Source organism: Epilithonimonas sp. 33E (genome assembly GCF_059372615.1).
Genome location: NZ_CM182009.1, coordinates 297,350 through 318,698, shown reverse-complemented (window position 1 = coordinate 318,698; position 21,349 = coordinate 297,350). Strand labels below are relative to the sequence as shown.

Here is a 21,349-nt window from a genome sequence, read left to right as displayed (position 1 = left end):
TGAAATAATGTGAAAAATTGCTTAATTTCTACTTAAAAAAAACTTAATTCTTTACAACCAGAGTGAGTCTGTCCAATCCGTCAGTATATGGAACAGTAATCCGACGCCTATGATCCGGGGAACACCTTTGAAACATAACAATAAAACATAAACACCCATTGCCCAATAGGTATGAAACGGATGAAAATTGATGCTACTCCGGTCAGGAGCAAAAATTGGCGTACTGAGTAAATGGTCTGTATCTATCAACATTGTCGCCAACATTATGAAATAAGCTTTTTTCCAATTGTCCCTAAAAAACAGATATGCAATTACAATGGGAAAAACGAAGTGTAGGAAATAATGCAGAACTGTCCTTAGCCAAAAGTAATCCATTATATTCTTCCTTTTAAATAATCTTGTCGTAACTCTTCATCCAACTTTTCAATCGCATAACGGAGGCAAGTTCTTGGCATTTCTTTGTAATGAAGATTAAGAAAATCAAGCAATTCCTTTTCATTCTTGTTTCCCATTTCGCGAAGCAGCCAGCCGTTGGCTTTGTGCATCAAATCGTGTGGATGCATCAGATTTTTGAGCGCAAAGGTTTTGGTTAATTCAAAATCTCCTTTCTTGATATGATGCATCGTTCCGACAATTGCCATCCGTTTTTCCCACATATTTTCGGAATGAGAAAGTTTATTTAAAATTTTAGAATCCTGATTTTCAAAACAATATCTTCCGATAATTTTATAGCACGATGTATCAACCAAATCCCAGTTGTTGATATATTTTGTGTGTTTCAAATAAAAATCCACAATTTCTTTTTGTTGAATTTTATCTTTAGTTTTCTCAAATTTATAAACTAACATCAGCAAAGCCGTCAAACGATGTTCATGGATTGAGGAAGATAACAATTCGCTTAACTCTTCAAGAGAAATTTTATTGTAAAATTCTTTCGCAACACTTCTTTGATCTGGAACTGTTACGCCGATAAATATATCACCTTCACCATATTCGCCTTTCCCGGTTTTGAAAAATTTAGGAAAGAATTCGGCTTTTTCCGGAATGGAAAGATCCTGAAGTGCTTGTTTAATATCTGAAATTATGATTGAGTTTTTCATTTATTCAGCGGTTTTCATAATTTTTTCTTCCGTCGCAATCTTTTTCGGATTTGCCACTTTAGCGATTGTAAGTCCTTGAACGATAATTGAAAACACCACTACGCAATAAGTAATGCTGATGATAACCTGGCTGTAATCATTCATTGGGATCGATAAAGCCAACGCAATGGATACGCCACCACGGATTCCGCCCCAAACCAAAACCTTCACTGTCTGCGGACTGAACCGGTATTTAAAAGCCATAAATTTTGTTGGAAGAAAAATCGCGACCCAACGCGCCAATAAAACGATCAAAATACAAATTCCACCAGCAACCAGATATTCATTTAAATCTTTGATTAACAGCAATTCAAAACCGATAAACAGGAATAAGACAGCATTCATAATTTCATCAATCAGTTCCCAGAATTTGATGAGATAATCCTGCGTTTCGGATTTCATTTTGAAACTTTCGCTGAAATTTCCCATGAATAATCCGGCGGCAACCATTGCTAAAGGCGCAGAGATATGCATCTCGCGGGCAATCAGATAACCGCCCATAACCACTGACAATGTGATCAATACGGAAATAATATAATCATCCACGACACGCATCGCTCTGGACGCCGAATAACCGAGAAGAACCCCCAAAAGCAACCCTCCTCCAGCTTCCCGAAGCAACAATAATCCGATGTTTTCGACATTCAGGTCAACTTCTTTACCTATAGCCAATTGTAAAACGACAGTGAAAACCACCACCGCCATTCCGTCATTGAATAAAGATTCGCCAGCTACTTTGGTTTCCAATGACTTAGATACATTCGCCTGTTTCAGGATACTAAGAACCGCAACCGGATCAGTAGGGGAAATTAAAGCGCCAAAAACCAAACAATAAATAAAAGGCATCTGAACGCCAACCAAAGGCAAAAGATAATATGTCCCAAAACCAACCGCAAATGTTGAAATAATAACTCCCACCGTCGAAAAAATAACAACTGGTCCGAACTGTTCCTTCAGATCTTTGATGTTAACATGAATTCCACCCGCAAAAAGCAGAAAGTTAAGCATCGCGCCCATCAGTACTTCAGTAAAATCGAAGTTGTTTACTAGTTTTGTTAGATGTGTTGTGGTTTTAGGTAAAAAATTATCACCTGATGCAACCAAAGTTACGGAAACAATAATGGCGATTACCATAATCCCGATTGTGCTGGGTAATTTCAGCACACGGTAATTGATATAGGCAAACAAAGACGCTAAAACGATAAGAACTGAAAATGAGTAATATAACTCCATTTATTTTTATTTTTAAACACAAAGACTCAAGGTTTTCACAAAGGTCTCAAGGTTATTTCTAATTATTAATTATGATAAATTGCGATTGATAACTCTTCGGACACCATTTTTGAATAAATTAATATTGAAATTAATGAGTAACTCATAGGTTTTGCACAAAGTTCACAAATTACGTCGCGCGCTTTGTGCAAGCTTAGTATCTTTATGGTTTTCTATTCTTCGTCATCAAAATATTCGAACAAGAAATCATTATAAGGAAAACGGGAAATATGAATTCTGTGAACCTCATCATAAATCATTTTCTTCATTTCCGGGAAATTTTCTTTGGTCAAAGCCGAGATAAAAACCGTCGGATGTTTGGATTTTGCCATCCAGGTTTTTTTCCACTCTTCCAGAGAAATATTTTTTTTGGATGAAGGTGTCAAATCATCTTCATCTTTTTTCTCGTAACTAAAATCGTCAATCTTGTTAAACACCATAATCATCGGTTTCTGATGTGCATCAATCTCCTGAAGAATCTGATTCACAGATGCAATATGGTCTTCAAAGCTCTCGTGCGAAATATCCACAACATGAATCAGCAAATCCGCCTCACGAACCTCGTCCAAAGTCGACTTAAAGGATTCAACCAACTGCGTCGGCAACTTTCTGATGAAACCAACCGTATCCGTCAAAAGAAATGGAAGATTTCCAATCACGACTTTTCTAACCGTTGTGTCTAAGGTTGCAAAGAGCTTATTTTCTGCAAAAACTTCCGATTTGGACAACGCATTCATCAAGGTTGATTTTCCAACATTGGTATAACCAACCAAAGAAACTCTAACCATTTTGCCACGGTTTTGTCTTTGGGTTGACATTTGTTTGTCGATGGTTTTGAGCTTGTCTTTCAATAGAGTAATTCGGTCGCGGATAATCCTTCTGTCGGTTTCGATTTCCGTTTCCCCAGGACCACGCATCCCGATTCCCCCTTTTTGTCTTTCGAGGTGGGTCCACATTCTGGTTAAGCGTGGTAAGAGATACTGATATTGAGCCAACTCAACCTGAGTTCTAGCATAAGAAGTTTGTGCTCTTTGCGCAAAAATATCAAGAATGAGATTGGTACGGTCCAGGATTTTGACTTCCATTTCACGTTCCAGATTCTTTAATTGAGAGGGCGATAATTCGTCATCAAAAATCACAGTTCCGATTTCATGTTCCTTAACATATTCTTTGATTTCCAATGCCTTTCCGCTCCCAACAAATGTTCTGGAATCTGGCTGAGATAATTTTTGAGTAAATCTTCGGTCCACTGTAGCGCCGGCTGTGTAGGCCAGAAACTCCAGCTCGTCCATATATTCTGTCAGCTTATCTTCGTCTTGGTTTTGAGTGACCAGGCCAACTAAAACCGCTCTTTCATACTGATGTTCTTTTTTTTCTAACATTTAAAATTAATAATTTTCTGATTCTGACAAGATACTATTTTTGAACAAAAAAACCAAAGAATATCTTTGGTTTTGAATTTTTTGATTGTATTAAATCTGTGCTTTACAATTTTAATTAACAAGAGTGGCTGTCAATGTTTTCTCAAAACTGAACGCCTGACTTACCGGGCAATTTTCCTTGGCGTCTTTCGCTATTTTCTGGAAATCATCTTCTGAAATTCCTGGAATTCTTGCATTAAGAGTTAATTCTGATAAAGTGATTTTACCGTCAACCAAACTTATTTTGCAATCGGTTTCCAAAGTTTCAGGATTATAACCAGCTTCCGTCAGCAGAGCAGAAGTTTTCATTGTAAAGCATCCTGCATGAGCAGCTGCCAACAATTCTTCCGGATTGGTTCCGACACCTTCTTCGAAACGGCTTTTGAAAGAATATTGTGTGTCATTGAGTGTCGTACTCTGGGTTGTTAAAACTCCGCTTCCGTCTTTTACAGTGCCTTTCCAGACTGCTTTTGCACTTCTTTTCATAAGGTAATATTTTAGTGATATTTTAAATTCTTGAATCTTTTAACTTTAATCTTGAATTTCTCTTAATCCCAATCTGCTGCGACAAATTTCATTGAGGTTGTCCCATCCGTTAAAGTTAAGAAATGTCCTTCAATTTTGTAATGATTCATTTTAGGTAAATCTTTTCCGAATAATTCCTCCAGTTTCATTCTTCCTTCGCAATACATCATTGTAGAACCAACTCCTGAAAATTTAGCTTTTCCTTTGTTGAATTCCGCTGTGAAAAACATTCCGTTACAGCCCATTTTTGCAGTGTAACGGTTGGGCGCTTCAGATTTTTTCATCAAATCCATATTGGCTTCTAATTTCACAAGTTCATCTTTTGTAAAATCTTTGTATTCAACCAACATCCATTTTCTGTGAATATTTTCCATTATTGAACCGGATTGATTCGAGGTTTTACAAGAATACATTAAAAGCATTAACAATGATAAAACACCGATTGTCTTTAGAAATCTCATCTTTTCAAATTTACTGAATCTCTCAGCCAAATTCATACCATTAGATTTAAAATAATCATTAAATTAGCCAGCAAAATAATATTCTCAATGAAAAAAATATTTTTAGCATTAACCCTGATTCTGGGCTATGCACAAATGAGAGCTGACGAAGGAATGTGGCTTCTGATGCTTATTAAACGTCTGAACGGAGTTGATATGCAGAAAGAAGGCCTGCACTTGACGCCGGAAGAAATTTATTCTGTTAACAATTCCAGTTTAAAGGATGCCATCGTAAGCTTTGGTGGTTTCTGTACCGGTGAAATTGTTTCTAACCAGGGTTTGATTTTCACCAATCACCACTGCGGTTACGACGCTGTTGCTGCAGCTTCTACGCCTGAAAAAGATTATCTGAAAAACGGTTTCTGGGCAATGAAACCGAATGAGGAATTCAATGCTAAAGGTTTATACGTCAGATTTCTGGTGAGAATGGATGATGTTTCTGAGAGAATCAATTCCAAGCTGAATAACAATATGTCTGCAGCCGATAGAAAAGCGGTTATCGATGCAGAATATAAAGCCATCCAGGCAGAAAATTCTGAGAACGGGAAATATACTGTTGTAGTAAGAGATTTTTTCAACGGTAATGAATTCTATTATTTTGTTTACCAAGATTATAAAGACATCAGATTGGTCGGTGCGCCGCCTTCATCATTAGGAAAATTTGGTGGTGATACAGATAACTGGGAATGGCCAAGACACACTGCAGATTTCACAGTCTTCCGTGTTTATGCAGATGCTAACGGAAATCCGGCAGAATATTCTGAAGCCAACACACCATTGAAACCAAAACATTTCTTACCCGTTTCTCTTAAAGGTTACAAACCAGGAGATTTCACAATGATTTTGGGTTACCCAGGAAGAACCAACCGTTATTTGACTTCTTACGGAATCGAACAAATGGTTGATAAAGATTATCCTGCCTGGGTAGAAGCTTCTAAAGTGGCAATGGATGTCATGAAGAAATATATGGACAAAGACAAAGCGACTCAGTTAGACTATGCTTCTCAGTACGCCAGTGTTGCCAACTACTGGAAAAACAGACAGGGAACTATTGATGCGGTAAAGAAAAATGGAACGGTTGCTGAAAAACAAAAACTGGAGGAAACTTATAATCAATGGGCAGCTCAATCTCCAAATGAGCAAACTTATTACGGTGTTTTACCAGAAATCAAAGCTTACTACACTCAGGTTTCGGGCAGAAATGTAGAGAGAAATTACGCTTCTATTTTACAAAGAAATGCACACTATATTGGAACTGCTTACCAGTTAGGCAGCCTGTTCAAAACTTATGCTGACCAGGACGATGCCGGGAAAGCTGCTATGAAACAAAAAGTTCTTGATGCTGTTGAGAAAGCTTACGATGGTTTCCACGACAATGTCGAAGGTGATATGCTTGTAGCTTTGACTTCCCTTTACAAAGCAAGAGTTGCTAAAGAATTTGCATCACCAACTATTATGGCTGCTGATGTGAATAACCTTTCAACAATAGCTTACGAATCTATTTTCGCTAACAAAAAGTCTGCTTTAGCTTTCATAGAAAATCCTGACAGATTGAAAATCGATGGTGATAAATTGAGACAATTCGCCAACGGCATTGTTGAAGATCAAAAATTAGGAATCGAAAAATATTCTAAAGTAGATGAGAATTTTGCCAAAAACAGCAGATTATTCTTGGACGGACTTAGAAAAGCGCAACCAGAGAAAAAATTCTATCCGGATGCCAACTCTACTATGAGATTAACTTACGGAACGATTGAAACATTACCTGAAAGAGCTGACAGAAACTACAAAGGTATCAAGGAAAATTATTATACTGACATCAACGGTATGGTTGCCAAATACAAAAAGGGTGACGAAGAATTTGACCTTCCTCAAAAAGTCCTTGATCTTGCCAAGAAAAAAGATTACGGACAATATGCGGATAAAAAAGGCGGATTTATGCCAATCAACTTCTTATCAAATAATGATATCACAGGCGGTAACTCCGGTTCTCCAATCATTGACGGAAACGGACATTTGATCGGTCTTGCTTTTGATGGAAACAGCGAAGCTTTGAGTGGCGACATCGTTTTCGAGCCAAAATTACAGAGAACCATTAACGTAGACGTTCGTTACGTCCTTTGGATTATCGACAAATATGCTGGTGCAACAAGACTTATCAGCGAGTTAACTTTGGTAAAATAATTTATCATCAAAAATATTCTAAGCCACCATGATTTTGGTGGCTTTTTTGTTGCCGTATTCTCTTAAAATCATTTTCAGTAATTTTTTGTAAATTAGAGAAATCATTTTCTATGAGTTTAAAATCTTTATTTCATTGGTCTTATATTTTCCCTATTCTGTCATTGATTTATTACACTCTTGGTGTTGCTGATGACAGTCCTCTGCTCGCTGTTTTGGGAGGTGCACTTTTGATTTCGTCTGTTTTAGGCGCTGTTCATCATGCCGAAGTTGTAGCACACAAAGTTGGAGAACCTTTCGGAACCATTATTCTTGCGATAGCCATTACTGTTTTAGAGGTTGGGCTAATTGTTTCATTAATGGTAGCTGGCGGAAAAGAAACCCATACACTCGCAAGAGACACCGTATTTGCAGCAGTAATGCTGATTCTGAACGGAATTCTCGGTGCATGTCTGCTAGTTGGCGGGATCAAATTCAAAGAGCAATTTTTCGCCAGAACTTCAGGAAATATGGCTTTGATAAGTCTTGTTGCAATTGTGGTGATGACTTTGATTCTACCTAATTATACCACCAGCGAACTCTCAGCAACATTCAGCAAGACACAATTAATATTTTTCTCAATCGCTTCTCTTATTATTTACAGCACATTTTTGATGGTTCAAACCGTAAGGCACCGAAATTATTTTCTTCCTGAAAATGACGACCAACCGCACGCAGAACCACCAAGTAATTTCGAAAGTATAATGAGCCTGATTTTCCTGATTATCTGTCTAGGAGTTGTAGTATTCTTGGCAAAAGCGCTTTCGCCTCAGATAGAAAAAATGGTCCATAATTTTGGAGCGCCACAAGCATTAGTCGGAGTTATCATTGCAGCAGTCGTCCTATTACCAGAAGGAATGGCGGCGATCAAGGCCGCAAGAAGAAACCAATTTCAGACGAGCCTTAACCTTGCACTAGGTTCTGCTATTGCTAGTATCGGATTGACAATCCCGTGCGTTTCTGTAGTAGCGATTATTTACGATTTCCCATTTGTTTTAGGACTTGACATCAAGTCTATGGTTCTGTTAGCATTATCACTTTACACCGTGATGTTGTCTTTAAACCGTGGAAAAACCAATATTCTCTATGGTGTTGTTCTATTGGTCAATCTTTTTGCGTACATTTTTACAGTTATTGTTCCGTAAAATTTTTATTTTTAATGAATGAAAACCTTTGAAACTGAAAGATTGATTCTAAAACCTGCAGCAGTACAAGATGCAGATTTTTTTCTTGAATTATATAATATGCCATCGTTCATCAAATATATTGGTGACCGAAATCTTCGCACCAAAGAAGATGCGGAAAATTACATCACCAATCGCTTTCTTCCTCAGATTGAAAAATTGGGGTTCGGAAATTATGTTGTGATCCTGAAAGAGGACAACACGAAAATTGGTGCAGTTGGGATCTTTGAAAGAGAAGGTCTGGATGTTCTGGATATTGGCTTTTCCTTTTTTGAAAAATACGAAGGTAAAGGGTTCGCTTATGAATCTGCCCACAAACTGAAAGAAGTTGCCGCTAAAGAATTTGGAGTTAATAAAATCTCTGCAATTACAACCAAAGACAATTTTTCATCCCAAAAATTAATTGAAAAATTAGGCTTGAAGTTCCAGAAGATGGTAACCATTCCTAATGATAATGAAGAGTTGATGTATTATGAAAACTGAATTCGATCTACCTCATCGTATTGAGGTTGTTAAGTCAAAAAAGTTAATTGGATTCAGCATTACGACTTCTTTTCAGGATAACAAAACACCGATGGTTTGGAAGAAGTTTATGATGAGAAGAAGAGAGATCCCAAACCGAATTTCCAACCAATTATTCTCGCTTCAAATCTATCCCGAGAATTTCACGCCCGATCAGTCTTTCATCAAATATGCTTTGGCCGAAGTTCCTGATTTTGATAATATTCCCGAAGGGTTTGACATTTTCGAATTAGAAAGTGGAAAATACTTGGTTTTCAGCTATAAGGGTAAAGCGGACAACGGGCCGGAACTGTTCAGATATCTATTTCAAAATTTCATTCCGGAAAATCAATTTGAGGTTGATCACAGACCACATTTTGAAATTTTCGGTGACGATTACAACCCGAATGATAATTCTGCTGAGGAAGAGATATGGATTCCCGTAAAATAGAGCTCCATAGCTTCATAGAATATATCCAGACCTCATAAATACTATTCGGTTGGCGTTCCACAGTCATCTGTTGTGGTTCCTAATAGGTCTATAGAGGTAATGAAGCTTTCCGGATAGGTTAAGTAACGTATAATTTGAGGTTTCGAACCTCTCGAAACACAAACGCCACGCCACGCGACATGTGTATAACCGTAACCGACCTGTTCCTAACCCCACGCGACCATTGCCGAACGTCAACCGATGGCTAAAGAACCTATCCTTTATATCGTTTAAGCCAAAATCTGCGCAGCGTGGTCTTTGGTTTTTACTTTGTCGATAACCTGAGTACAAATTCCGTTTTCATCGAAAACAAAAGTCGTTCTCACGATTCCCATAAATTCTCTCCCCATAAATTTCTTCAACTGCCAAACACCAAATTTGTCAATGATATCGCGATTTTCATCTGCAATGACATCAAATGGTAATTCATTTTTTACAGCGAAATTTTTCTGACGCTTCACAGAATCTGCGCTGACCCCCAATAGCTGATAACCTTTCTGCTTCAAAACTGAGTAATTATCTCTCAAATTGCAGGCTTCCGCTGTACAACCTGGCGTGCTTGCCTTCGGATAAAAGAAAACAACCAGCTTTTTGCCTTTCAGCTTTTCAGAATCGATTGGTTCTCCGTTTTGATTAGTTCCTATAAATTCCGGTAAAGAGTCGCCAACGTTCAACATAATTTCTATTTTTGTGCTACAAATTTACCATCAAAATGACGAAAAAGCAAAGAGCCAAGATTGTTCAGGAAGAATTAGAAAAATTATATCCTGAAGTTCCTATTCCACTGGATCACAAAGACGCTTATACTCTGATGGTTGCCGTTGCCCTTTCTGCACAGACGACAGACAAAAAAGTAAATCAGGTAACGCCTTCTCTTTTTGCCGTTGCTGATACGCCTGAGAAAATGGCCAAGTTGAGCGTTGAAGAAATCAAGGAATTAATCAAAGAAATCGGACTTTCGAATTCCAAAGCGAAAAACCTTAAAAAAATGGCGGAAGTTTTGGTGGAAAAATTCAATTCCGTAGTGCCACAAACTTATGAAGAGTTGGAAAGTCTGGCCGGTGTTGGTCACAAAACCGCTTCAGTCGTGATGAGTCAGGGATTTGGTTTTCCTGCGTTTCCTGTTGATACGCATATTCATAGACTGATGACACAATGGAAACTGACCTCAGGGAAAAATGTCGTTGAAACCGAAAGAGATGCTAAGAATCTTTGGGATGAAAGTGTCTGGAACAAATTACACCTTCAGATTATTTTTTACGGAAGAGAATATTCGCCTGCGAGAGGTAATAAGGACAAGGATTTTATTCCGAAACTTTTGTTTCCGGATAAAGCCTAATGATTTCTCTTTAGCATTCTTCTCATATGGAAATATTTGGTTTGTCTGATATGATGCGGATACTTCCTTCCTTTTGGAATATTATTGAAAATCAAAGCCATCGTTAATAAAATCAAAACGCCACTCAAAACCGGAGATATAGCATACCAATATCCCAATTCCTGAATTTTCCCGGCCGGAAGAACAGCAATCAAAGCTGTTGCACCACCCGGCGGATGCATCGTCTTGGTAATCTGCATCACGACAATAGAAGAAGCGACTGCAATAGATGCACTCAACCAAAGGATATCCGGCAAGAATTTATAGGCTGTAACACCAACCAATGCTGATAAAACGTGTCCGCCAATCAAGTTTCTTGGTTGGGCTAAAGGACTATTTACGGCACCGTAAATCAAAACGCTGGATGCTCCGAATGAGCCAATCAGAAAAATGTTTTCAACCCCGGTCAAATGTTGAGACTGCAAAAAAGCAATCAATCCGATTCCGAAAAAAGCACCGAGAAAAGACCAAAAATGATCTTTGAAGTCAACAAGGGTTTCCTGATAAAAGATATATTTCGTATGTCTTAGTCTTTTTTTGATTTGTTTCTTCATCATTTATTTCTTTGCCCAAAGTTCCATTTTACGTTCCAAAACTTCTAACGGAAGACAACCTTGGCTCAAAATCTCATCGTGGAAAGCCGCCAGATTAAATTTCTTTCCCTGTTGTTTCTGATATTTATCTCTCAATTCTCTTATTTTCATCGAACCAGTTTTGTAGCTCAGCGCTTGTCCCGGCAACGCCATATAACGCTCCACTTCTGCAGTTGCTCCAGCTTCGTCATAAGCTACATTACTCAGGAAATATTTGATGGCTTCTTCTCGTGACATTTGTCCTGTGTGGATTCCTGTATCAATTACCAGACGAACAGCTCTCAACATTTCATCACTCAAAGAACCTAATTTTTGATACGGATCAGTATAAAGCCCGAATTCCGGACCAAGTGATTCGCAATATAAAGCCCAACCTTCGCCGTAAGCACCGATCCAGCCGAATCTCATAAACTTAGGCAACTTGGTGTTTTCCTGCTGCAAAGAAACCTGATAATGATGACCGGGAATGGCTTCGTGAAGGAAAAGAGATTCCATCCCGGAAGTCACATTAAACTTTTTTGGGTCGGGAATCGGTATGTAAAAAATCCCGGGACGTTTTCCATCTGCACTTCCCTGTATGTATTCTGCACTTGCACTTGCTTCACGGTATTTTTCGGTTTGACGAATTTCGAAAGGACTTTTCGGAGTCACATTAAACATTGTTTTCAGCTTCGGAGTAATTTTATCCAAGATTGATTGAAAGCCCGCTAAAACTTCTTTTGAGGTCTGATAAGGCATTGCTTTCGGGTCAGTTTTTACGTGATTCAGAAACTCTTCTAGAGAACCTTTGAAGCCTACTTGGTTCTTCACTTTTTCCATTTCCTTACGAAGTCTTTCCACTTCCTTTAGTCCTGTCTGGTGAATGTCGTCCGGGGCTTTATCTGTCGTTGTCCAGCTTTTCACGTAATATGCGTAAACATTATTTCCATTTGGCAAGGCATTATAACCATCTGTAGTTCTGGCCTTTGGCAGATATTCTTTCTCAAGAAAATCAGCCATTTTCACGTAAGCAGGAATGATCTTATTTTTGATCGCATCCTGATAAAGCTTCGCATATTTGTTAGCAATAACCGGCTTGAAATCTTTTGGCAGATTCCTGATCGGCCCGTAAAAAATATTTTTTTCGATTTCGAAAGTTGTGATTTCTTCGGCTTTCATTTGTGGAATCATTTTCACAACCAACGATTTTGGAAGTACAACATTATTTTTGATTCCGGCGCGGAAATTTTCAATAGCAGAATCCATCCAGACCGGAAACTGTTCTATCCTTTTCAGCCAATTGTCATAATCTTTTTCAGTTTTGAATGGCTGAACGCCCGTTCCGCTTCCCAACATCGGAAAAGTCAAAGGCAAACCATCAAACTGTGTAAAAGGAATATATTCCGGGTGATAGGCGTAACGTTCCTGTTTGTCGATCAATGTATATTCCAGAACATCAAAAACCACTTTCTGGTCGTTATCCAAACTATTATAATCGATTGATTTTAATTGATTCTGAACCGAGTTATAAAATGCAATTTCTTTTTTGATAAAATCCTGGCTCAGATTATCTGGTAAAAGATCATTATATCTCTCATCACCTTGCGATGTTGCTTCCAAAGGATATAATTTCAAATATTCTTCGTAATAATTGGCGGCAATAGAGTCCAGATCAGATGATGAAGGATAAGTATTTTTAAGAATTGGAGAATCTCCTTTTTTACAGGAAATAACAGAGAAAACCAATGCGAAAAGAAAAGTAATTTTATAAAAAGAATTCATCCTATAAAGATTTGATACTGTAAAGATAAGATTTTAATGGTATAAATTTTCCTGACTAATTCTATCAGTATTAATACAATATCAAAAGATTTGATGATTTTTGATATTAATATTAAAATTAATTAGCAAAAATTTTCCAAATTCATTCAATTTTTTATCTTTGTTCAACACAATTTAAAAATTTATCATTTCATAATTTATTATCCTTACAATGAAAGGAATATTAAAGATTTATCATCCAGAGGAAACTCTGAAATATTTTATCAAGAGTACTTATTGCAAATCCGTTTATAGCAACAAGCAGAATTTTTTGGAGGTAGAAGTTATAACAGATGATTCTCTCGATCACGTGGATGATGATTCTCTACAGTATAATTTCCCACAGATTTCACTTAACGTTTTCGATTTCCCGATCACAACTTCTGAACTGGAAGGGCAAACCTTTGTTGTAGAAGACACGGATGATGACACTTATACAGAAGCAGATCTCTTTGATGATGAAGAAGCTTTCTTATATGATAACAAATTAGTCTTTGATAAAAACGAAAACGATGACCTGCAACTTTGCTGGACAGGAAACATTACCGATTTTTATACGGGCTCTGATGATCCAATCGCATTCAAACTCAAATGTAATTTCCGCCAGGACGACATCGAGGTAGACGACTAATTTTTTCCGGAAAATAATATTTATATTTACTAGTCGTTATAAAAGTTAAGTTATAACGTAAACAAGCTATTTCCAATGTATCAGGATCTGGATGATATTATTTTCGAAGACAGACATAAAGCTTATGGCGCTTATGCGTTCCGTAAACATTATGATTTCACGCTTACCAAAGCTTTGGTTGTAGGGATTTTTTTGTTTTCGGTTTTATTTTTTATCCCTATTTCCTTTATAAAAACGCAAAAGAAAACCGCAGCAAATAGCGAGAAGATCATTCCTATTGATTTGACAGAAATGCGTATCAATTATGGCGACAACAGAAACGGAAAAGGACTTGAAGAACCAAAAGAGGAAGAAGGAAGTCCGGCTCCAGTCGTAGAAAAAAAACAGGAGAAAGAAATCGTTACCGAAGTTGCAAAAGCTGCCAAGGAAAAAGTCGAAAAAGATATTCCTGAAAATACAGTTCCCATCCCAACCAGAACTAAAAATCCACCTGTAGCTACTAAGAAAGCTAATGATAAAGCCAACACTCCGGCTGTTGCTAATTCCACTAAAAATACGACCGGAAAAACCAACGCAAAAGGCGATATCAAAAAAGAAAATGCAACTGGTGACGGCCGTGGAAATGCGGCAATCGGTAATCTTTTAAAAGGCAGAGGAACAAAATCCGGCTCACAAGGTAACGGAACCGGACCTGGCAATTATGGCGATCCATTAGGCGGTGATGGTGACGGAACAAGTCTGATTGGTGTGGATAGAAAATTAGTCGGTTTCATTCCCGGAACTATGGGAAGAGGCGGAGCACAGCCTAGTCACGATTGTTCTGCAAGCGGAAGCATTACAATTTCTTATACCGTTGACAAATCCGGAAAAGTGACTTCTGCAAGACGATTAAGCGGTGTTTCCGATCCTTGTGTAATGAATACCGCTGTAAGCTGGGTAAAGCAATATGTAAAAGCTGAGGCTGCCAGCGTCTCTTCGAAAGGAACTTATAAAATTGTTTTCTAAAATTCCTATTAATAATCATTTTTCGTAAATTTTTCCATAATCTGTTCGGGTTAATCATCAACTAATTCATAAATTTGAAACTGTTAAAAAGCAAATAAAAAACTATGGTAAATCAAAATATTTCTATCTGGGAATTCTTATTTGGAGGAGGCTTGTTAAGTGTTTCTCTTATCATTATTCTTATATTTTCGGGAATTGCTGCCATCGTTTTTTTTGGACAGAAATTATATTCGCTTAATCGGGAAAACCAGGTTGATCCTTATTTACTTAAAAACGTCAACGACCTTCTCAATGACGGAAGAATCCAGTCGGCAATTGATTTTTGCAGAAGAGACAATTCTCCCGAATCCAGAAGCGTGGAAAAAGGACTTTCCAGATTGGGAAGACCTGTAAGTGAAATTGCCAACGCAATGGAAACCCACGCACAAATAGAACTGAACAAGGCTGAAAAAAATATCGGTTTCCTGGCAACGCTATCCGGTGCTGCGCCTATGTTGGGACTTCTTGGCGGTGTTCTGATTCTGGCCTCGACTTTCGGAACATTATCAAAAACAGAAACTGTTGTTGCTCAGAATCTTTTAGCAGCCGATTTTTATAAAGCTTTGGCGCCTTCGGTTGTAGGCCTGATTGTCGGATTTTTAGCTTATATATTTCATAATATTTTAGTTGGCAAAGTGGATTATCTGTTGATGAAAATTCAGTATCATACCAATGAGTTTTTAGACATTATCAACAAACCTTCCTAAGAGATGGAATTCCGAAGAAGAACCAAAAAATTATCCGGATTGCCAATTGCGTTTTACGTGGTTGCGCTGTTATTTTTTGTGCTTTTATTTTCGTTCAATTCTCTTTATTACAAAGCATCTGAGCAACCAAAACCTGTTGTTGTAGAAACTCCAAAACCAATAGAAGAACCAAAAGCGGATTCTATTATAAAGCCACAAATCTATGTTCCAGATGTGGAAGTTTTATCGCCTGATACCGTTTCTATTGCTAAGGAAACTCCTGTTGTTAAAGAAGAAGAAAAAAAAGAACCTTCAAAAGCTGAAAAAGCAGATACGAAACTTTCCAAAAAAGACGATAAAAAAGAAACTGCAACTCCGGATTCAAAAGATGACAAAATCACCAAAATAGGAAAAGACCGTGCCCTTACAGCTTTTATTCCCGGAACTATGGGAAAAGCAGGGAAATTACCGTCGCATAATTGTAAAACTAAAGGTCAGCTTGTTATGTTTTTCACGGTGGACAAATCCGGAAATGTGACTAACGCAGGACGAAGCAGCGGAATCAAAGACGCCTGTAATATTACAGCTGCTGTTATCTGGATGAAACAATATGTGAAAGCTAAAAAATCTCAGAATATTTCTCAGGGAACTTATACGATTAATTTCTAATTTTTGTTGAATATATAATCAATGAAAATTGCAACGCTCAACATCGACTGGTGCAAAAAGGTTAAATCTGCGAAGGTTGAAGCATTTTTAAATCAACAAAATTTTGACTTTTTGATTTTGACAGAAGCTATTAATCTCAAGCTGTCTCAATTTCCATTCAAATATTTTTCTGAACAAATTCCCGAAAACACAGTATATGAAGGTTTAAATTATTCCAAATATCTGAGCGGAGAAAAAGCTTATCGAACAATTATTTATTCTAAAGTTCCTTCAACAAGGATATTCTCTGTGATTGACAATAAGACAAGTCTGGCCTTGGAATTCAAAACAGAATTCGGAGATCTGGTTATTTACGCAACCATTATCGGAACTCAATTTAAAAGAAAACCTTTTGCGAAAAACGAATTGGAAAATTGCATTAATGATTGCAATAGAATTTCGAAAATCAATCCCAAAATTTTAATCATCGGCGATTTGAAAACTTCTTTTCTTGAAAATGAAAAACATTACTGTATTAATTCCGAAACTACCGAAGTTTTAAAATCACTATTTGAGAAACTTAATCTTATTAATTCGACTGAAAAAATTAAGAAAAATATCGACCACATCATTATTCCGAAATTTTTAGTAGAAAATATTACAGAAGCGAAAACATTTGTTGAAAAAGAAATTTTAAGCGACCATCAAGGTGTTTTTGTCTCAATTAATCCAATCTTCTAAATTTATTTCCTTTGATTTCATCTTATTTTTAAATTTGTATTTCATTTTGAAATATGACTTCACAAGAATATCAGGAAGCTATAGACTGGCTCTTTGTACAGATGCCGAATTACCAGATTGACGGGGAAAAAGCTTACAAGCCGGGACTCGATAACATCAGAAAGCTTTGCGACTTTTTCGGAAATCCGCAGGACAAAATCAAAACGATTCACATCGGCGGAACTAATGGAAAAGGTTCTACAAGTAATATGCTGGCTTCGGTTTTACAGGAATCAGGCTACAAAACCGGACTTTATAATTCGCCCCATTTGATTGATTTTACGGAAAGAATCAAAATCAATGGCAAAAATTGTGATAAGCGTTTTGTTTATGATTTTATACAAAAATTGAAGCATTTACCAGAAGATATTCGTCCTTCTTTTTTTGAGTTCACGACGATTATGGCTTTCGAATATTTTTATCAGCAACAAGTTGATTTTGCCATTATTGAAGTCGGTTTGGGCGGAAGATTGGATTCAACCAATATTATTAAGCCTTTAGTTTCAGCTATTACCAATGTTCAGCTTGACCACCAAAATATTCTAGGTGATACGATTGAAGAAATTGCAATAGAAAAAGCGGGAATTGTCAAGGAAAAGACTGCGATAATTTCGGGAGATGAAAATCCTGTTGTAAAGGAAATTATCCATCAAAAAGCAACTAAAGTCACAGCTGATTTCATTGATGCTACAGAAATTAAAACTGATTTAATCTCAGATTTAAAGGGTAATTATCAAAAGAAAAACATCCGGGTGGTTTTAGCTCTGGTCAATGAATTGAGGAAGCAAGGTTTGGAAATCAGTGATAAACATTTACAACTGGGGCTTTTGAATGTTCATCAAAATACAAACTTCATTGGACGGTGGTTCGAATTTTCAAAAGAACCTTTAACCATTTGTGATACAGGACACAATCAAGCCGGATTGGAAGAAGTTTTCAATCAATTAAAAGGTTATTCTCAACAAAAGCATATTATTCTTGGTTTTGTGAATGATAAAAAAATTGATGATGTAATTCCGGTGTTACCTTCGGAAGCTCGATTCTACTTTGTAAAGCCAAGCGTTAGCAGAGGAAGACATCCGGAAGATTATGAATATCTTTTAAAAAACTCTGATCTGAATTACAATATTTTCGATTCGGTTCAGGAAGGCTATCTTGCTGCAAAACAGAATTGTAAAGATGGCGAAATGATTTTTATCGGTGGAAGCAACTTTGTAGTGGGAGATTTTTTAGAAAAAAATTTGTGAATATCACGAGAAGTTGTATATTTGCACCACTCTAAACGAGAATTAGAGGGTTCTTAGCTCAGTTGGTTCAGAGCATCTGGTTTACACCCAGAGGGTCGGGGGTTCGAATCCCTCAGGACCCACAAAAAAGGAACGAAACCTTTTAAAAAAATTCGGGTTCTTAGCTCAGTTGGTTCAGAGCATCTGGTTTACACCCAGAGGGTCGGGGGTTCGAATCCCTCAGGACCCACAAAATCTTCCAAATTATTGGGAGATTTTTTTATATTAATTCTGAAAAGGGCGATTAGCTCAGTTGGTTTAGAGCGTTGCGTTGACATCGCAGAGGTCACTGGTTCGAATCCTGTATCGCCCACTTTCTTAAACTTTTCTTAATTTATTAATTCTTACTTAACACAATCGTTAAATTTTTTATAAAAAAATTAATCGTCTGTTTAATTTTCTGATTGCGGAAAGATTTTTGCTGCAATATTGACTTGTTATTTTCCAATAATTATTTATGAACTAGAAAATTCCTTTTTATTACTAATCCTCCAAAAGGAAACCTATGAAAAGATATTATGCTGTACTGATTTTTTTCTACACAGTTTTTTTGTTATACATGATGTTTTATGGTTGTGGCAGACATCCCGAATTCGGATTTCTTCAACTCAACCCTTTTCAGAGCATCAAATACTTTCTTAGCTATCACCAGGTTTTTTCTCAAAAATTCTTGGTAAATATCGTTGGAAACATTTTGGTATTTATTCCATATGGGTGGTTGGGTATTCTGGATAAGCGCCTTAATAATCTTCCGCTTTTGTTCTTCCTTTTTATTTCCTGGATATCAATGATAGAACTTGCGCAGCTTTACACCGCAAGGGGTACCGCTGATATAGATGACGTTTTTCTTAATACATTTGGGATGCTTATTGGATATACAACATTGAAATTAGCAACTTGGCTTAACGTTGCTAATATAAAACTGGAATTGGAATTGGGGTATGAAAATGTCAATTCTTATTCATATAATAGATAAGTTGACCCAATTTGTAAAAATCAAGAATTCTTAATGAGGCAGTGCCTTCTAAAAGTTTTTTTTGTATGAATGGCTTCAATAGCCTGTAAAGAAGCCTGTAAAGAAAAATACCGCCTGTCTTTTTAAGTCTGAAATACGCTTTAGCTAATTTGATCTTAGAACTTTTCTCGACATCCTTATCTGTTTTTATAAGATGTGCAAGACTTTTCGCTGATTGATCAGCTTTCTCGAGAAAAATAGCATTGGTTTCTACATCATTATTAAAAATCGGGTTTTCAATATGGTCAATTTTGACCTTTGCTTTATAAAGATCTTTAGCAAAAATCAAATCTTCGTAGCCATACTGACCTATGGATTCATCAAACGGATTTTGTTTAAGAATTGATTTTTTTACAATAAAATTATTGGTTTGGAAATCCAGATAAGGTGATTTGATGCGAACTTTTACCGGTAGATTTTCTCTTTCCACAGCAAATCTCCACCTTAATCCGAATTCCGGTTTTGGTTTTGATTTATCAACCTTTCTTCCTCCATAAACGACATCCGGTCTTTTTTCATTAATAAAATCTAAATAATTCTTAACAAAATTTTTGCTGATTATTTTCCCGTCACAATCCAGAAAAAGCAAATATTCTGATATAGCATATTTTGAAAATAAATTCCTGATTTTGGAACGTCCAATATTGTTATCCAAAAAAATAAAATGATTAACAATATCCTCCAAAGGCTTATTTTTCTGAACAAATTCAGCGTCAGAAGCATCATCAATCAGGATAATTTTAGCATCAAGATTATGGGATACAATTTGATCATTCAGATCATTAACCAAATCATTGACATCAAAATTATAAACAGGAATACAAATACTTAGCTTCATACCCTATCGATAATTTTTTGTATGTCCAATTCTTCGAGACAAGCGTAATCTCCCCGGAAACATTCTTTATCACCAAATACAGAACAAGGTCTGCATGACAAATCTTTTACCTGGACAATGTCATCTTCACTTTGTCCATAACCCAGAAATCCTGCGTAATGGTGTGTAGAACCCCAAACAGAAATACATCTGGTTCCCATAAGACTTGCCAAATGCATGTTAGCCGAATCCATGGAAATCATCAGTTTTAACTCAGAAATCTTTTTCAGCTCTTCTTTCAATGAAAGTTTTCCTGATAGACTATGGGTGTTGGGAATTTGCTTTTCCCATCTGGTAAGGATTTCGTTTTCTTCTTTTCCACCACCAAAAAAATAAATCTTGTGATTTTTAGCCAAAATTCTTGCTAATTCGAAAGATTTCTCTTCAGGCATCATTTTACCTTTGTGTTGTGCAAAAGGTGCAAATCCAATATCTTTTTTGTTATCTGATTGATTTCTTAATTGATGTGATAATATAACATCAAATCCCATACTTCTGAAAACATCGGCATATCTTTCAACCGTTCTTTTTAATTGAAATTTATCCAGATTCCAGACATCAGTCAGTTTCTCTTTCTCGTCTTTACCTTTATCAATTTGAAATATCTTGTAGCCATGTCTGAAGAAAATCGAATTAATCATTTTTGTCCTGATCACATCGTGAAGGTCAGCAACATAATCTGGATTGAACTGCTTAATCAATTGTTTTGTTAACTTTCTGATTCCGAAAATCCCTTTGTATTCATCGAAACTTATTCCGTGGAATTTCAGTCTTGGATGTTTATCAAAAAGGTCTTTGAAGTTGTCTCTGCTGACGAATACGATTTCTACATCAGGATTCTGTTCCAGAAACTCAACACAGACAGGAACAGTCATTGCTACATCCCCGAATGCAGAAAAACGATATGCCAGAATTCTTTTCACCTACTTCTTTAGTTGAAATGCAACTGCATAAAATTTGATTTGCTTGGTCATTGCCATCAAGCCATTCGCCCTGGACGGAGACAAAAATTCCTGCAATCCGATTTCTGAAATAAAATCAAAATCAGAATCCAAAATCTCCTGTGTAGAATGCCCACTATATATTCTTACCAAAAGTGAAACAATTCCTTTGGGCAAAATCCCGTCAGAATCTGCATTGAAAAACAATTTGCCATCCTTGAATTCTGCATCAATCCAAACTTTGGACTGGCAACCTCTAATTAGATTTTCATCCGTTTTTTTCTCTTCAGAAAGGCCTTTTAATTCCTTCCCCAGGTCTATGATATATTCATACTTCTGCTCCCAATCGTCCAGAAAGGCGAATTCATCGATGAGTTCCTGTTGTTTTTCTTTGATTGTCATTCAGAATTGATTTCAA

General features: G+C 36.8%; 24 protein-coding genes and 3 tRNA genes. 15 read left to right on the top strand and 12 right to left on the bottom strand.

The window, feature by feature from the left end; genetic code table 11:
* Positions 1 to 51: 51 nt before the first annotated feature.
* The 6 genes from AC5P2S_RS01525 to AC5P2S_RS01500 all read right to left on the bottom strand — a co-directional run bounded on the left by AC5P2S_RS01525 (position 52) and on the right by AC5P2S_RS01500 (position 4,854).
* Positions 52 to 375, bottom strand: coding sequence for a DUF6122 family protein (locus AC5P2S_RS01525; RefSeq protein WP_494555983.1), 324 nt, complete (start codon positions 373 to 375; stop codon positions 52 to 54).
* Positions 375 to 1,100, bottom strand: a complete 726-nt coding sequence (locus AC5P2S_RS01520; protein WP_494555982.1) for a DNA alkylation repair protein — start codon at positions 1,098 to 1,100, stop codon at positions 375 to 377. The genes AC5P2S_RS01525 and AC5P2S_RS01520 overlap by 1 nt, the downstream gene beginning before the upstream one ends.
* A complete protein-coding gene (locus AC5P2S_RS01515; protein WP_494555981.1) occupies positions 1,101 to 2,372 on the bottom strand; it encodes a cation:proton antiporter in 1,272 nt (423 codons plus the stop codon).
* A 212-nt stretch (positions 2,373 to 2,584) separates the two neighbouring features.
* Positions 2,585 to 3,793 (bottom strand): GTPase HflX, encoded by a 1,209-nt coding sequence (gene hflX, locus AC5P2S_RS01510; RefSeq protein WP_283415616.1) that lies wholly within the window; start codon positions 3,791 to 3,793, stop codon positions 2,585 to 2,587.
* Positions 3,794 to 3,904: 111 nt separating this feature from the next.
* A complete protein-coding gene (locus AC5P2S_RS01505; protein ID WP_283415617.1) occupies positions 3,905 to 4,318 on the bottom strand; it encodes an OsmC family protein in 414 nt (137 codons plus the stop codon).
* Positions 4,319 to 4,380: 62 nt separating this feature from the next.
* Complete coding sequence (locus AC5P2S_RS01500; protein WP_494555980.1) at positions 4,381 to 4,854, bottom strand: META domain-containing protein; 474 nt, start codon at positions 4,852 to 4,854, stop codon at positions 4,381 to 4,383.
* Between the two features lie 51 nt (positions 4,855 to 4,905).
* Between AC5P2S_RS01500 and AC5P2S_RS01495 the strand changes: the two genes are divergently transcribed.
* The 4 genes from AC5P2S_RS01495 to AC5P2S_RS01480 all read left to right on the top strand — a co-directional run bounded on the left by AC5P2S_RS01495 (position 4,906) and on the right by AC5P2S_RS01480 (position 9,213).
* Positions 4,906 to 7,041 (top strand): S46 family peptidase, encoded by a 2,136-nt coding sequence (locus AC5P2S_RS01495; RefSeq protein ID WP_283415619.1) that lies wholly within the window; start codon positions 4,906 to 4,908, stop codon positions 7,039 to 7,041.
* Between the two features lie 110 nt (positions 7,042 to 7,151).
* Entirely contained in the window at positions 7,152 to 8,222 is a 1,071-nt protein-coding gene (locus tag AC5P2S_RS01490) for a calcium:cation antiporter (protein ID WP_283415620.1), read from the top strand.
* A gap of 18 nt (positions 8,223 to 8,240) precedes the next feature.
* On the top strand, positions 8,241 to 8,744 hold the full coding sequence (locus tag AC5P2S_RS01485; RefSeq protein WP_283415621.1) for a GNAT family N-acetyltransferase: 504 nt from the start codon (positions 8,241 to 8,243) through the stop codon (positions 8,742 to 8,744).
* The gene (locus AC5P2S_RS01480; RefSeq protein ID WP_283415622.1) at positions 8,734 to 9,213 is read left to right on the top strand and encodes a GyrI-like domain-containing protein; all 480 of its coding nucleotides are present in this window, start codon (positions 8,734 to 8,736) and stop codon (positions 9,211 to 9,213) included. The genes AC5P2S_RS01485 and AC5P2S_RS01480 overlap by 11 nt, the downstream gene beginning before the upstream one ends.
* Positions 9,214 to 9,482: 269 nt before the next feature.
* Here AC5P2S_RS01480 and bcp read toward each other — a convergent pair whose 3' ends face one another.
* Positions 9,483 to 9,929 carry a thioredoxin-dependent thiol peroxidase gene (gene bcp / locus AC5P2S_RS01475; protein WP_494555979.1) on the bottom strand — a complete coding sequence of 149 codons (447 nt, stop codon included), beginning with the start codon at positions 9,927 to 9,929 and terminating at the stop codon, positions 9,483 to 9,485.
* A gap of 35 nt (positions 9,930 to 9,964) precedes the next feature.
* Between bcp and nth the strand changes: the two genes are divergently transcribed.
* Complete coding sequence (nth, locus tag AC5P2S_RS01470) at positions 9,965 to 10,591, top strand: endonuclease III (protein WP_283415624.1); 627 nt, start codon at positions 9,965 to 9,967, stop codon at positions 10,589 to 10,591.
* Here the strand turns inward: nth and AC5P2S_RS01465 are convergent.
* Both AC5P2S_RS01465 and AC5P2S_RS01460 read right to left on the bottom strand, forming a co-directional pair.
* A complete protein-coding gene (locus AC5P2S_RS01465; protein ID WP_494555978.1) occupies positions 10,588 to 11,187 on the bottom strand; it encodes an HPP family protein in 600 nt (199 codons plus the stop codon). The genes nth and AC5P2S_RS01465 overlap by 4 nt on opposite strands.
* On the bottom strand, positions 11,188 to 12,984 hold the full coding sequence (locus AC5P2S_RS01460; protein ID WP_494555977.1) for a DUF885 domain-containing protein: 1,797 nt from the start codon (positions 12,982 to 12,984) through the stop codon (positions 11,188 to 11,190).
* Positions 12,985 to 13,195: 211 nt separating this feature from the next.
* Between AC5P2S_RS01460 and AC5P2S_RS01455 the strand changes: the two genes are divergently transcribed.
* The 10 genes from AC5P2S_RS01455 to AC5P2S_RS01410 all read left to right on the top strand — a co-directional run bounded on the left by AC5P2S_RS01455 (position 13,196) and on the right by AC5P2S_RS01410 (position 19,074).
* Positions 13,196 to 13,654 carry a hypothetical protein gene (locus AC5P2S_RS01455; RefSeq protein ID WP_120211865.1) on the top strand — a complete coding sequence of 153 codons (459 nt, stop codon included), beginning with the start codon at positions 13,196 to 13,198 and terminating at the stop codon, positions 13,652 to 13,654.
* Positions 13,655 to 13,729: 75 nt separating this feature from the next.
* Complete coding sequence (locus tag AC5P2S_RS01450) at positions 13,730 to 14,659, top strand: ferric siderophore ABC transporter substrate-binding protein (protein ID WP_494555976.1); 930 nt, start codon at positions 13,730 to 13,732, stop codon at positions 14,657 to 14,659.
* 104 nt (positions 14,660 to 14,763) lie between these two features.
* Positions 14,764 to 15,405: a MotA/TolQ/ExbB proton channel family protein gene (locus AC5P2S_RS01445; protein ID WP_120211866.1), complete on the top strand. Its 642-nt coding sequence runs from the start codon at positions 14,764 to 14,766 to the stop codon at positions 15,403 to 15,405.
* A gap of 3 nt (positions 15,406 to 15,408) precedes the next feature.
* Positions 15,409 to 16,053 (top strand): hypothetical protein, encoded by a 645-nt coding sequence (locus AC5P2S_RS01440; protein WP_494555975.1) that lies wholly within the window; start codon positions 15,409 to 15,411, stop codon positions 16,051 to 16,053.
* 21 nt (positions 16,054 to 16,074) lie between these two features.
* On the top strand, positions 16,075 to 16,773 hold the full coding sequence (locus AC5P2S_RS01435) for a hypothetical protein (RefSeq protein ID WP_494555974.1): 699 nt from the start codon (positions 16,075 to 16,077) through the stop codon (positions 16,771 to 16,773).
* Positions 16,774 to 16,826: 53 nt separating this feature from the next.
* Positions 16,827 to 18,059, top strand: coding sequence for a bifunctional folylpolyglutamate synthase/dihydrofolate synthase (locus tag AC5P2S_RS01430; RefSeq protein ID WP_494555973.1), 1,233 nt, complete (start codon positions 16,827 to 16,829; stop codon positions 18,057 to 18,059).
* 47 nt (positions 18,060 to 18,106) lie between these two features.
* A tRNA-Val gene (locus AC5P2S_RS01425) sits at positions 18,107 to 18,181 on the top strand.
* Positions 18,182 to 18,213: 32 nt separating this feature from the next.
* A tRNA-Val gene (locus AC5P2S_RS01420) sits at positions 18,214 to 18,288 on the top strand.
* Between the two features lie 48 nt (positions 18,289 to 18,336).
* Positions 18,337 to 18,411 (top strand) — tRNA-Val (locus AC5P2S_RS01415).
* Positions 18,412 to 18,603: 192 nt separating this feature from the next.
* A complete protein-coding gene (locus tag AC5P2S_RS01410) occupies positions 18,604 to 19,074 on the top strand; it encodes a VanZ family protein (RefSeq protein ID WP_283415631.1) in 471 nt (156 codons plus the stop codon).
* Here AC5P2S_RS01410 and AC5P2S_RS01405 read toward each other — a convergent pair.
* From AC5P2S_RS01405 to AC5P2S_RS01395, 3 genes are read right to left on the bottom strand one after another with little or no spacing between them, the layout of a single operon-like run.
* The gene (locus AC5P2S_RS01405) at positions 19,049 to 19,951 is read right to left on the bottom strand and encodes a glycosyltransferase family 2 protein (protein ID WP_494555972.1); all 903 of its coding nucleotides are present in this window, start codon (positions 19,949 to 19,951) and stop codon (positions 19,049 to 19,051) included. The two genes, AC5P2S_RS01410 and AC5P2S_RS01405, sit on opposite strands and share 26 nt — an antisense overlap.
* Positions 19,948 to 20,913: a glycosyltransferase family 9 protein gene (locus tag AC5P2S_RS01400; RefSeq protein ID WP_494555971.1), complete on the bottom strand. Its 966-nt coding sequence runs from the start codon at positions 20,911 to 20,913 to the stop codon at positions 19,948 to 19,950. Before AC5P2S_RS01400 ends, AC5P2S_RS01405 begins: the two co-directional genes overlap by 4 nt.
* Positions 20,914 to 21,333, bottom strand: a complete 420-nt coding sequence (locus AC5P2S_RS01395; protein WP_283415634.1) for a SufE family protein — start codon at positions 21,331 to 21,333, stop codon at positions 20,914 to 20,916. It lies immediately after the preceding gene.
* Positions 21,334 to 21,349 lie beyond the last annotated feature (16 nt).